The sequence below is a fragment of the Nocardia transvalensis genome, assembly GCF_015477765.1.
Classification (GTDB): domain Bacteria; phylum Actinomycetota; class Actinomycetes; order Mycobacteriales; family Mycobacteriaceae; genus Nocardia; species Nocardia transvalensis_A.
The window spans coordinates 54,457-67,172 of the sequence record NZ_JADLQQ010000013.1 but is presented as its reverse complement, the minus strand read 5'-3'; the positions used below and the strand labels follow the sequence as shown (position 1 = coordinate 67,172).

At 69.3% G+C, this 12,716-nt stretch carries 11 protein-coding genes; 5 read left to right on the top strand and 6 right to left on the bottom strand.

From position 1 onward, the window contains the following. Nucleotides 1-208: 208 nt before the first annotated feature. From IU452_RS31770 to IU452_RS31750, 5 genes are all read left to right on the top strand, one after another. A complete protein-coding gene (locus IU452_RS31770; RefSeq protein ID WP_195112912.1) occupies nt 209-1,333 on the top strand; it encodes a sugar ABC transporter substrate-binding protein in 1,125 nt (374 codons plus the stop codon). After that, nucleotides 1,330-2,103 (top strand): ATP-binding cassette domain-containing protein, encoded by a 774-nt coding sequence (locus tag IU452_RS31765; RefSeq protein WP_195112911.1) that lies wholly within the window; start codon nt 1,330-1,332, stop codon nt 2,101-2,103. Before IU452_RS31770 ends, IU452_RS31765 begins: the two co-directional genes overlap by 4 nt. Before the next feature lie 16 nt (nt 2,104-2,119). After that, nucleotides 2,120-3,529, top strand: coding sequence for a sugar ABC transporter permease (locus IU452_RS31760; RefSeq protein ID WP_195112910.1), 1,410 nt, complete (start codon nt 2,120-2,122; stop codon nt 3,527-3,529). A 70-nt stretch (nt 3,530-3,599) separates the two neighbouring features. Further along, the gene (locus IU452_RS31755) at nt 3,600-4,757 is read left to right on the top strand and encodes an ROK family transcriptional regulator (RefSeq protein ID WP_195112909.1); all 1,158 of its coding nucleotides are present in this window, start codon (nt 3,600-3,602) and stop codon (nt 4,755-4,757) included. Nucleotides 4,758-4,894: 137 nt separating this feature from the next. Further along, nucleotides 4,895-5,215, top strand: a complete 321-nt coding sequence (locus IU452_RS31750) for a hypothetical protein (RefSeq protein WP_195112908.1) — start codon at nt 4,895-4,897, stop codon at nt 5,213-5,215. Here the strand turns inward: IU452_RS31750 and IU452_RS31745 are convergent. The 6 genes from IU452_RS31745 to gcl all read right to left on the bottom strand — a co-directional run bounded on the left by IU452_RS31745 (nt 5,212) and on the right by gcl (nt 12,647). Beyond that, nucleotides 5,212-6,753, bottom strand: coding sequence for an FAD-binding oxidoreductase (locus IU452_RS31745; protein ID WP_195112907.1), 1,542 nt, complete (start codon nt 6,751-6,753; stop codon nt 5,212-5,214). The genes IU452_RS31750 and IU452_RS31745 overlap by 4 nt on opposite strands. 147 nt (nt 6,754-6,900) lie before the next feature. Then, nucleotides 6,901-7,287, bottom strand: coding sequence for a gamma-glutamylcyclotransferase (locus IU452_RS31740; RefSeq protein WP_195112906.1), 387 nt, complete (start codon nt 7,285-7,287; stop codon nt 6,901-6,903). A gap of 19 nt (nt 7,288-7,306) precedes the next feature. After that, on the bottom strand, nt 7,307-8,314 hold the full coding sequence (alc, locus tag IU452_RS31735) for an allantoicase (protein WP_195112905.1): 1,008 nt from the start codon (nt 8,312-8,314) through the stop codon (nt 7,307-7,309). After that, on the bottom strand, nt 8,315-9,649 hold the full coding sequence (gene allB, locus IU452_RS31730; protein WP_324192946.1) for an allantoinase AllB: 1,335 nt from the start codon (nt 9,647-9,649) through the stop codon (nt 8,315-8,317). It lies immediately after the preceding gene. Nucleotides 9,650-9,780: 131 nt separating this feature from the next. Beyond that, entirely contained in the window at nt 9,781-10,959 is a 1,179-nt protein-coding gene (locus IU452_RS31725; RefSeq protein WP_228819119.1) for a glycerate kinase, read from the bottom strand. After that, nucleotides 10,956-12,647 (bottom strand): glyoxylate carboligase, encoded by a 1,692-nt coding sequence (gcl, locus tag IU452_RS31720; RefSeq protein WP_195112903.1) that lies wholly within the window; start codon nt 12,645-12,647, stop codon nt 10,956-10,958. Before gcl ends, IU452_RS31725 begins: the two co-directional genes overlap by 4 nt. Nucleotides 12,648-12,716 lie beyond the last annotated feature (69 nt).

Sequence of the window (12,716 nt, the reverse complement as noted above, 5' to 3'; positions counted from 1 at the left end):
TTCGGCGGCGGCTCGTTTCGTGCCAGGATGCCAATAAGTGAGCTGGGCCACATACCGTTGTGCAATTGTGACCTCCGCTGTGACGTGCGTCGCATATGTTGTTGCCTACAACATATGGGCCGCGCCGTCCGGCCCGAGATCCCGGCTGGGAGCCTGCCGGGACAGTGGGCTGGAGCGGGCGCGGCCGACAGCTCGAAAGGTTCACCTGATGAGGACGAAAATGCTTGGGGCCGTTGCTGTTGCGCTCGCCGGCCTGCTGACCCTCACCGCCTGCGGTTCCAACACCACGCGTAGCGACACCACCACCGGTCCGGGCGCGGGTGGCGGCAGCGCGAACGGGACGGTCGGGGTGATCCTGCCGGAGACAGCGACCTCGGCCCGCTGGGAAGGCTTCGATCGGCCGATGCTGCAGCAGGCGTTGAGTGCACAGGGATTCGACGCCGATATCGAAAACGCCCAGGGTGACGTCCAGAAGTTCACTTCGCTTGCCGACGGCATGATCGCCCAGGGGGTGAAAGTGCTGGTCATCGCCGCCATCAACAGCGAGGTCGGCACCGCGGTGGCCAACAAGGCCAAGAGGGCGGGCATTCCGACCATCGACTACGACCGGCTCAACCTCGGCGGCGCCTCCGACTACTACGTGTCCTTCGACAATGTGCGCGTCGGCCAGTTGCAGGGCCAGGCCCTGGCCGATGCGCTGAAGGACAAGCCGGGCGCGCAGGTGATCGAGATCCAGGGCGCGCCCACCGACAACAACGCCACCCTGTTCGCCGAGGGCCAGCACAAGGTGCTGCAGCCGCTCTACAACTCGGGTGCGCTGAAGCTGGTGCACAGCCAGCCCATCGACGGCTGGGACAACCAGAAGGGCGGGCAGGTCTTCGAGCAGCTGCTCACCGGCAACGGCGGCACGATCGACGGCGTGGTGGCCGCCAACGACGGCCTGGCCGGGGCGATCATCACGGTGCTGAAGAAGAACGGGCTCAACGGCAAGGTGCCGGTCACCGGGCAGGACGCGACCGTCGAGGGCCTCAAGGCGGTGCTGCGCGGCGATCAGTACATGACGGTGTTCAAGCCGATCAAGGACGAGGCCGAGGCCGCCGCCCGGCTGGCCGCGGCGCTGGCCAAGGGCGACAAGGCGACCGCGGACGGGCTGGCCACCGCCTCGAGCCAGGATCCCAAGGGCAACCGCACGGTGAAATCGGTCCTGCTGGACCCGCATTCGATCACCCGCACCGAGGTGAAGCAGGTCGTCGATCAGGGCTATGTGAAGGCCGGTGAACTGTGCACCGGCGACGTGGCACAGATCTGCATGCAACTCGGGATCGCCCGATGAGTGAGCCGTTGCTCCAGATCACCGGGCTCAACAAGAGTTTCGGCGCCGTGCACGTGCTGCACGACGTCGAATTCACCGCTCCGGCAGGAGAAGTCACCGCCTTGGTGGGTGACAACGGCGCGGGTAAGTCGACGCTGGTGAAATGCATCGCCGGGATTCATCCCGCCGACACCGGCACGGTTCGCTTCCGCGGCGAGCAGGTCCAGCTGCGCGGGCCGAAAGACGCTGCGGCACTGGGGATCGAGGTCGTGTATCAGGACCTCGCGCTGGCCGACAACCTCGACATCGTGCAGAACATGTTCCTCGGCCGCGAGCGCGGCAAGCCGTGGTTCATGGACGAGGCGAGCATGGAGGAGGCCGCGCGGCGCACGCTGGCGTCGCTGTCGGTGCGCACCGTCAAATCGGTGCGCACGCCGGTGTCGTCGCTGTCGGGTGGACAGCGCCAGACGGTGGCCATCGCGAAAGCCGTGCTGTGGAACAGCAATCTGGTGCTGCTCGACGAGCCGACCGCCGCGCTCGGGGTGGCGCAGACCCGGCAGGTGCTCGATCTGGTGCGCCGCCTCGCCGAGCAGGGGATCGGGGTGGTGCTGATCAGCCACAACCTCGCCGATGTCTTCGAGGTGGCCGACCGGATCGCGGTGCTGTACCTGGGCCGGATGGCCGCGCAGGTGCGCACGGTCGAGGTCACCCAGAACCAGGTCGTGGAATTGATCACCGCGGGCCGTTCCGGCGAATTGGGTTTGGCCCGGCCGGAAGCCGCGGTGCTGTAGCAGGAAAGACGATGTGATGACGCAAGTTTCGTCCGACGCGGCGGTCGCCGATTTCGGCATCGACACCACCACCGTGTCCACAGCGGAGGCCGTGCGCGCCTATCTGGCCCGCGTGCGGGGCGGCGAGATCGGTTCGCTGCCTGCGCTGTTGGGGCTGGTGGTGCTGATCGTGCTGTTCACGACGCTGTCGGAGGTGTTCCTCTCGCTCAACAACATCGCGAATCTGCTCGCGCAGGGGGCGGGCCAGACCATTATTGCGATGGGCATCGTCTACGTGCTGCTGCTGGGCGAGATCGACCTCGCCGCGGGCACCGCATCCGGGGTGGCGGGTGCGGTGCTGGCGATGCACTACGTCGACAACGGAAATCTGTTGTCCGGCATGGGCAGTACGGTCTACATCGTCTTCTGTGCGCTGCTGGTGCTCGCCGCGGTGCTGGCCGGATTGCTGCGGATCTGGCCGGGCGTGGCGATGTCGCTGCTGGGCCTGGTGATCACGCTGGTCGGCTTCCGGGCCGATCCGTGGATCGAGATGCTGCTGGCGGTCTGTGTGGGCACCGCCATCGGCTGCATCACCGGCTATCTCATCGCCCGGATCGGCATGCCGTCGTTCGTGGTGACGTTGGCGCTGTTCCTGGCCTGGCAGGGGGCGATCCTGCAAGTGATCGGCGAGGGCGGGGTGCTGGGCATCAGCTCCTCACCGGTGCTCAACGAGGTCGCCAACGGGAATCTGTCGGTGCTGTGGAGCTGGGTGCTGTTCGTGGTGGCCGCCGGTGGCTACGGCGCGGTGACCCTCGTCGGCCACTTCCGCAGGCGGGCAAAGGGCTTGGTCACCCCGCCGACGCCGCTGGTGATCGGCAAGGTGGCCGCGGTGACGATGCTGGGCGCGGTGGCGACCGCGTTCCTGTCGGTGAACCGGTCGCCGAGTCCGCTGATCGAGATCTCCGGGGTGCCCTATGTGGTGCCGATCGTGTTGGCGCTCCTGGTGGTCGGCACATATGTGCTCAACCGCACCACCTACGGCCGGCACCTCTACGCGATCGGCGGCAACAGCGAGGCCGCCCGGCGCGCCGGTATCAACGTGACCCAGCTGCGGGCCAGCGTGTTCGTCATCTCGTCGGGTTGTGCGGCGGTCGGCGCCATCGTCTACTCCTCCAAGGTGGGTTCGGTGGATCCGCAGGCGGGCGGCCTGAACACCCTGCTGTTCGCCGTCGGTGCGGCGGTCATCGGCGGCACCTCGCTGTTCGGCGGCAAGGGCCGGGTGGCCGATGCCGTGATCGGCGGTGCGGTGCTGGCGGTGGTGTCCAACGGGCTGGGGTTGCTGAGACAGCCCGCCGCGGTCGTGTCGATCGTCACCGGTTTGGTGTTGCTGCTGGCCGCGACCGTGGACGCGCTGTCGCGTCGGCGCGCCCAGGCGACGGGACGCTGACGATGCGCACCGGGCGGCAAACATTGGGCTCACAACCGAGCGGAGGGACGACGATGCTATTGCTGAGCGCATGACTGTCGCCCGCCCGGACGAGGTGCGCCGATTCAACCGTGCCTCGCTGCTGCGCCTGCTGCACGTGGGTGGCCCGGCCACCCGTGCGGCGCTGGCGACCGAACTCGGCCTGAACCGCTCGACGATCAAGATGCTGGTGGACGGCCTGGCCGGTGACGGTGTCGTCGAGGAACGGGTGCCCCGGCTGGCCCAGGGCGCCGGGCGCCCGTCGCTGCTGGTGCTGCCGCAGCCGCAGGCCGTGGTGGTGCTGGCCGTCGACGTCACCGTCGAACACGCGGGGATCGCGCTGGTCGGGCTGGGCGGGCAGATCCTCGGCCGCAACAGCTGGAATCTGCGCGGACGGCAACGCGATCCGGACGAGGTGGCCTGCCACGTCGCCGAATCCGCGGCGCTGCTGGCGCAGGATCTGGGGCTGCGGCCGGTGGCGGCCGGGGTGTCGGTGCCCGGCGTGGTGCGCCGCGCCGACGGGCTGGTGCATGCCGCGGCCAATCTCGGCTGGATGCAGGTGCCGTTCGGGGCACGGATGGGTACCGTGCTCGGCCTGCCCGTGGTCGTCGGCAACGACGCCGAACTGGGCGCGCTGGCCGAATTCATGCGCGGGGTCGGGCGCGGCGCCTCGGATGCGGTCTTCGTGTCCGCCGATGTCGGGGTCGGCGGTGGCATCATCGCGCAGGGGGCGCTGATGCGCGGCTCGGCCGGCTATCTCGGCGAAATCGGCCATATGACGGTGCATCCGGGCGGTCGCCGCTGCCACTGCGGCAACGAGGGTTGCTGGGAAACCGAGGTCGGCGAGGCCGCCCTGCGTCGCGCACTCGGGCTGCCCGAGGGTAGTCCGCGCGGCGCGATCGTGGCGGAACTGCGTGAGCTGCAACGGGATTCGGATCCGGTGGCGCGGCTCGGGGACTATGTCGACTGGCTGATCCTCGGGCTGGTCAACGTGGCGAACATCCTCGGTCCGGAGCTGGTCGTGCTCGGCGACCTGTTCACGACCCTGCCCGATGCCGTGGTGAGCCACGTCCGGCGGGAGGTGGTGCGCCGCAGCATGGTCGGTCGGGCCCTCGGCGGTATCCGCATCGAAAAGTCCTCGCTGGGCGCGGATTTGAAACTTCTCGGGGCCGCGGAAGCCGCCTTCGAAGACGTCCTCGTCAGTCTGTGAGGAGGGGCTTGCATGGCACCTGAATCGGACCGTGTGGTTTGTTTCGCTCCCGACGTGATCGGCTCGCCGAATCGGGCGACGCTTCACACCGGAAGCTCTACCCTGAGAGGCACACTCTTGGTCGGGATCGGGGAACTATGACCATCATGCGCGGGGTCTGCGAGCACACGGAGGGCAAGTCCCTCACGGTGAACGCGATCGACCCGGCCGCGGGACAGCAGCGCGCCTTCGACGGCAAATTCGTCGAGGACGTGCCGCCGTTCACCGTGCTGGGTGCGCGGATCGAGGCGCCCGACCTGGAGGCACTGCACGGTACGCGCAGGTTCAGCGGCACGATCGGGCCGGTGAAGCTGGCCCTCACCTTCGACAGCGAGGCCACGGTCATCGGGACCATCGTCCCGGCGTTCGACCGGCAGTGGCAGGTCAAAGGCGAAGGCTACTGGCGGGCGGTGTTCTAGCCGGGGTTGCTGCCCGCCGAGTCCTCGGTCAGGACGGTGTGGATGCGGCGATCCGGATCGACGACGCGGCGAATGGCGGCGAGCGCCGGGGAGTTACCGGCGTAGTAGCGGGTGAAGGGGGCCCCGGGCTCGAGATAGTTGACGTAGCCGCCCGCCGAATACGCCGCGACGCGCTGATGGGCCGCGGTGATCCAGGCCGCGGCCTGCTCGTGCGGGATCGGCTCGTAGGCACCCCATTCGACGAGGGCGGTATGCGCGCGCCAGGGGAAGGCGGTGGCGGTGGGCGCGGTGTCGCGCACGGCACCGTCGAGCGGATTGACCTGCACCCATCCGGTTCCGCCCGCGCGCGAATGCTCGGTGAGTGCCTCGACGATCGCGGCGGCGGCCTCGTCGGACAGTTCGGTGACGACGTCGGAGCCGTTGGTGAATCCCGCCCGCTGCTGTTTGTCGCCGCCGCCGGCGAGGAAGGTGACGGTGCCCATATGCGTCAGGGGGCGCGGCAGAATCTCGAGCGGGGTGGTGGCGGTGGCTCGGGCCAGCGTCACCGCGGCCCGCAGACCCTTTCCGGCCGGGCAGACCAGTTGCATCCAGCAGCGCACGCCGCCGTGGCCGTCGGCGTCGAGGCTGACATCGGCCCATTCGCCGTGCTCGGTGGTGCGCAGCCAGGCCGCCCATCCGGCCAGGCAGCGCGCGGCCTGCTCACCCGGAAAGACCAGGCGCACAAGGTCTTTCCGGCTGGTCGGGACCGTGCGGTAGGTCAGGGAGGTGACCACGCCGAGATGGACGCCGCCCCCGCGCAGCGCCCAGAACAGGTCGGGGCGGACGGTGTCGGAGACCTCGGTCGTCGATCCGTCCGGCAGCACCAGCGCCGCGGAGACGAGATGGTCGCAGGTCAATCCGTGGCGGCGCGATTCGAAGCCGAGGCCGCCGCCGAGGGTGAGTCCGGCCATGCCGACCGTCGGGCACATGCCGGTGGGCAGGGTCTGCCCGAACCTGTCGAGTTCGCGGTAGGCCGTGTAGAGCGTGGTGGCCGGGGCGACGACCGCCTCGCCGTCGCGGTAGGTCACGCCGGTGAGTTTGCGCAGGTCGATGACCAGAACGTCGTTCCCGGCCGAGACGCCGGCGTAGGAATGGCCGCCGCTGCGGGCCGCCAGCGGCAGATTGTTCTCGGCGGCGAAGCTCACCGCGGCGGCGACGTCCTCGGCCGTGGCGACCTCGACGACGGCCGCCGGTCGCTGGGCGTCGAAGCGCGTGTTGAAGGTTTGCTTGGCCGCCTGATAGTCCGGGTCCTCGGGACGATGGACCCGGCCGCGCAGTCGGCGGCGCAGCTTGTGCCAGTCGATATCGAGGGCGGGCCGACCGGTCGACTGCGCGGGGTCGGCGTGGGCGGGAGCGGGCGCGAAAGGGCCGAACCGGCCGGTGAGGGCCCACCCGGCCGTACCGATTCCGAGCGCGCCTCGCAGACACCTCCGGCGCGAGAAGTGTGTGTCGATGGCGTGGAAGCCTAGCGCACCCGGGGCTATTCGCCCGGGCGACACGACGGCTGCTTGTTTTGCCGGCTGACCTGGAAGAACCGCCCGCCGCACCCGGATCGCAGGTGCGGCGGGCGACGTTGCCGTGGTTGTCCTGACGGGCCACAGCAAACCGTCGGTTGGTGTGAGCGTGACCTCCGACGGCGGTCTGCGTCAGCCCGCTGTCGCGGTGCTGCGGTAGGCGCGCCAGTCGCCGATGTCGGAGATGTCGATCAGGTCGGGGGAGCCGAGCAGATTCTTGCGCAGCACCGTGGCCAGGCAGGCGGTGCCGTCGTCGAGTTCGATCAGGTCCAGTTCGAGTTCTTCCGGTTCGGCCGGAACCAGGTTGTCGCGCAGGACTTCCATCGGCACGTCGTAGACCTCGCCGGTGACCGAGCGGCCGTCGGTGTCGGTGGCGATCATGGCCGGGAAGCGGTCGGCGACGGAGTAGTAGCGGTATTTGGGCGCGCTGCGGGCGGTGCGCAGCAGGGGAGCGCCGCTGAGCTGGTGGTGCAGCCGGCCGCCGCGCATACCTTCGCCGTTGAGGAACATCAGCACCATATCGGGTTCTCCGTTCTGGTCAGTTGCCGGAGGTGGTGGCGGTGAAGCGGGCGCGCAGGTGCTGTCGGCCCGCATTGGTGAGCGAGCCGTACAGCCGCAGGCGCGCGATGCCGCCGTCGGGAAAGACGTTGAGCCGCACCTGTTCCACGGGTTGGTCTCCCGACAGGCGGAAGCGGTGCGGCGCGTCCGGCTGCACGGCGGTGGGGGTGAGCAGCGGGACCAGTTCGCCCGCGGCGGTGTAGCCGTCCAGCGAGATTCGGGCGGGCGCATTGCCTTTGTAGTGGGTGGTGTCGAGCTCGAGCACCGACGGCACGGCCTCGGCCGCCAAAGCAATGGTGGCCCAGTCGTTTCCGTCGTCACGGCGGCGGCGGGATTCCCAGCCGTCGGCCATGAAGCGGGAGATGCCCGGCTGCAGCATATTGTTCGGCGGCGAGAAGAAGCCGTCGCTGCATGCGACCGCGCGTCCGCCGTTGTGCAGCGCCACCAGATCGAACGGGATGTCGTCGAGCCATTGCGGGTCCGGGACGGCGATACCGTGCACGCGCAGCCGCGCAATCCCGCCGTCGGGGAACATGTTCAGGCGCACGTGGGTGAGGCGGCGGTCGCCGGACACCTCGAAGACGGTGCGGGTGTCGCCCGCGACCGGTGAGCGTGGGACCACGGCGTGCCAGTCGGCGGCCAGCAACTCCTCCTCCGACGGCTGGCCCGGCAGACAGGTGCCCTCGACCGAGACTTCGGGGGGATAGTTGCCGACGAAATACGCGGTGTCCACGACAATCGCGGCGGGGACACCGGCGATGCCGAGCCGGATCAGCGCCCAGTCGGGTCCGGCGCTGCCGTCGCGGCGTCGGCGGGTTTCCCAGCCGTCGTATTCCTGTCCCTTGTTGGTGAAGGTGTGCGGGCGGTACACCGGCGCCTCGTCCTTGACGAGATTCTCGCGTTCGGCGAAGAATTCGTCGTTCGCGGCGAGCACGCTGCCGCCGACCTGCCGGGCGGCCAGGTCCGGTAGCAGAGACCAGTCGCTCATCTAAACCCCTTTCTGCAGCAGGCGGCCACGGGGGTGGTCGCCGGTGATCTGTTCGCCGCGCAGCCAGGTGGATCGCACCACGCCGCGCAGCCTGCGGCCGTCGTAGGCGGAGATCGGGTTGCGGTGATGCAGCGTGGCCGCGTCGACGACGAACTCCTCGTGCGGGGTGAAGACGCAGAAGTCGGCGTCCGCGCCGATGGCTATGCGGCCCTTGTGTTTCAGGCCGGTCAGGTCGGCGGGACGGGTGGCCATCCAGCGCGCGAGATCGGTGACGGTGACCCAGTCGGGGGAGGCGGTCCATACCGCCGACAGCCCGACCTGCAAGCCCGCGATACCACCCCACGCCTTGCCGAAGTCGCCGCCTCCGGCCCGTTTGAGCGCCACCGTGCTCGGCGAGTGGTCGCTGACGATGCAGTCGATGACGTTGTCGCGCAAGCCCCGCCACAGTCCGTTCTGATTCGTTCGGCCGCGGATCGGCGGACAGCATTTGAATTCCGTTGCGCCGTCCGGAATCTCCTCGGCGCACAGCGTCAGGTAGTGCGGGCAGGTTTCGGCGGTGATGCGGACCCCGCGGGCGCGGGCGGCGGTGAGCATGGCCAGTGCACCGGCGGAGGCCAGGTGCAGCACGTGGACCCGGGCATCGTAGCGTTCGGCCAGGTCGATGAGGGTGAGGATGGCGCTGTGCTCGGCCTCGGCGGGACGGGAGGCCACAAAGTCCGCGTAGACCGGACCGTGCGGGGCCGGAGCGGCATCGATGACGGCGGGATCTTCGGCGTGCACGATCAACAGTGCGCCGAGTTCGGCCACCGCCCGCACGGCCGCCTCCAGCTGAGCGCGGTCCAGATGGCAGAACTCGTCGACACCGGAGGGCAGCAGGAACGCCTTGAACCCGAAGACCCCCGCCTGTGCGAGGAGCGGGAGGTCGGCCAGATTGTCGCCGACCGCGCCGCCCCAGAACCCCACATCGATATGACATCTGCCCGCCGCGGCGGCCTTCTTCTCGTACAGCGCAGCGAGATTCACGGTAGCCGGAATACTGTTGAGCGGCATATCGATCAGCGTCGTGATCCCACCGGCGGCCGCCGCCCGCGTGGCCGTGGCGAAGCCCTCCCATTCGGTCCGCCCCGGCTCGTTGACGTGCACGTGGCTATCCACCAGTCCGGGTAGCAGCACCGCATCATCGGCGACCCGCACGACCTCGCCCGCATCGATCTCCGCCTCGAACGGCGCGATCTCGACGATCCGGCCGCCCCGAACAACGACCGAAGCGGCCACCTCCCCTCCGGGCGTGATCACCCGCCGTGCGCGAAACACTGTGTGCGCATTGGTCTTCACGAAATCTCCTGTACTGCTGAGGAACGGGCCCCGACGGACCCCGGCAACCACGTGGCCTACCCGCCGCGCGGGCGGAAGCCGAAACCTTTGACGGCGGCAGATTCCGGCTTCCACCCGCCCGGCGGGTGTGGTCATGCGGTGACCGGGCGGTGGTTGGTCGTGTGGGGGTTGGGGAGGTGGGTGTGGGCTATTCGTTCGCCGAGGCGTCGGAGGAGGGGGATGGCGTCGGTCAGGCAGCGGGTGAGGTCTGGTTCGAGGTCGTTGAGGGCGTAGGCGGACTCGATCCCGGCGGACCGGAGTTGTTTGTCGGACAGTAGGCAGCGGCCCGCGACGGCGATGGTCGAAACGCCCGACCCGGCGGCGCGGGCGGCGACGCCGACGGGGGCCTTGCCGTGCAGGGTTTGGGCGTCGAGAGAGCCCTCGCCGGTGACGACCAGGCTCGCTCCCGACAGCGCGCGATCGAAGCCGACCAGGTCGAGCATGACGTCGATGCCGACGGAGCGGCGGGCGCCGAGGACGGCGAGGGCGGCGAAGCCGATGCCGCCGGCGGCCCCGGCACCGGGCCGGTCGGCGGCATCGAATCCGGTGCGCTGGGCGACCAGCCGCGCCCAATGCGCAAGACCCGCCTCGAGCGCGGCCACCTCGCCCGCGCCCGCACCCTTCTGCGGGCCGAAAACGGCTGCCGCGCCGTGGGTTCCGAGCAGCGGGTTGTCGACATCGCTGGCCAGGATCAGCTCCACCTCGCGAATGCGCGGGTCGAGCCGATGCAGGTCCAGGTAGGCGATGTCGGTGAGCCCGCCGCCGCCCGGCCCTACCGGTCGGCCCTGCGCGTCGAGCAGTATCGCACCGAGTCCGGCCAGCAGCCCGGCGCCGCCGTCGGTGCAGGCGCTGCCGCCCACGCCGAGAACCAGTGTCCGGCAGCCGCTGTCGAGGGCCGCCCGCACCAGTTCGCCGACGCCCAGGCTGGTCGCCGTCAACGGTGCGAATCGCCCGCCGGGCAGTCGCGACAATCCGCAGGCCGCGGCGGCCTCCACCACCGCGACCTTCCCGTCGTGGGCGAACGACGCCCCGACCGGATCGCCGACCGGCCCGCTGACCTCGACCGGCACCCGATCGAATCCGGCCGAGACGGCCGCATCGACCGTCCCGTCCCCGCCGTCGGCCACCGGAACCCAGCGGATATCGACCTCGGGCCGTACCCGTCGGATTCCGGCGGCCACCGCATCGGCGACCTCCCGGGCCGTCAGCGACCCCTTGAACTTGTCCGGGGCCAAGACGATTCGCGGAGTTTTCATGCGGCGTTCGGTCATGCCGGTTCGAACTCCCGCACCGCGTCGATGGCGGGGCCGTGGGCGGTATTGGCCTCGCGTTCGACCATGATCTCCACCAGCACCGGGCGGGAGGTGGCCTCGGCCTGTTTGCGGGCCCAGGCCAGGGCGTCGGCAATGTCGCCGGGCTCGTAGACGCGGCGGCCGGAGCAGCCGTAGGCCTCCATGATCTTGACGTTGTCGGTGCCGAATTCGTCGTAGTGGATATCGACCTGGTAGTTCATCTCGTACGGCAGCGACGCCTGGCGAATCAGGCCCAGATACTCGTTGTTGATCATGATGATCACGAACGGCACGTCGTACTGGGCGGCCACCGCCAGCTCCTCCACCAGGAACTGGAAACCGTAATCGCCAACCACCGCAACGACTTCCGCGTCGGGCTGGGCAGCCTTCACCCCGATCGCCGCCGGAATCTCCCAGCCCAGGGGACCGGCCTGCCCGCACACCTGGTAGTGCCGCGGCAGATACGCCCGCTGGAACTGTCCCGACCAGATCTGATAGAGACCGATGGCGGTGACGAAATAGGTGTCCTCGCCGAAGGTCTCGTTGATCTCCTTGAACACCCGCGGCGGCTTGATGGGTGTGACGTCGAAATCGTCACGGCGCGTGAGGGTCTGGCGCAGCTCCGCCAGTCGCGACACCCACGCCGAGTAGTCGCGCAGCTGCTTGCGGTTGCGTGCCTCGGCCAGCAGGGCCGTCAGGAACGGCCGAACATCCGACACCACACCGAGATCCGGCCCGAACACCTTGCCCAGCTGGGTGGGCTCGATATCGACGTGGATGAACTTGCGATCGCCGCGGTACACATCGAGTTTTCCGGTGTGCCGGTCGCCGAAGCGGGCACCCAGCGCCAGCACCAGATCCGACTCCAGGAAGGCGGCATTGGCCCAGCGCTGGCTGGTCTGCACGCCGGTGATCCCGGCGAACAGCTCGTGATCCTCGTGGAAGCAACCCTTACCCATCAGCGTCACCTGCACCGGAACACCCAGCAGCTGCGCCAGTTCCTTCAGTTCCTCGTGCGCCTCACCGATCACCACGCCGCCACCGGCCAGGATCAGCGGCCGCTCGGCCGCGAGCAGCATGTCCAGCGCGCGGCGCACCCGCGGCGGATGCGGCAGCACCCGCGGCACCGGCAGCGGCGCATCGATGCTCGGATCCCACTCGATCTCCTGCTTCTGCACATCGAGCGGCAGATCGATCAGCACCGGGCCCGGCCGCCCCGAGCGCGCGATCCGGAACGCCTCGCGGAAGATCCACGGCGCCTGGGCCGCCTCCTTCACCTGCACCGCCCACTTGGTGACCGGTTCGGCGATGGCGACGATATCGACCGCCTGGAACGCCTCCTGATGCAGTTTGGCCGACTCGGCCTGGCCCGTGATGCACAGGATCGGAATGGAATCCGCGTGCGCGGTGTAGAGGCCGGTGATCATATTGGTGCCCGCGGGACCGGAGGTGCCGATGGCGACGCCGACATTGCCGGTGGTGCGGGCCCACCCGTCGGCCATATGGGTGGCGCCCTCCTCGTGGCGCACGATCAGATGCCGCATCTCGGTGTTGCGCATCGCATCGTAGAGCGGCAGGATGGCCGCGCCCGGGCAGCCGAAGGTGACGTCCACCCCTTCGGACAGCAGCACATCCATCACGGCCTGCATGACCGGGACTCTTGCCATGGTATGAATTCCCTTCTGGTACAACGTCTACGGCGCGCTCACCACCCGGCCGCCTCGGGTGCGACGCGC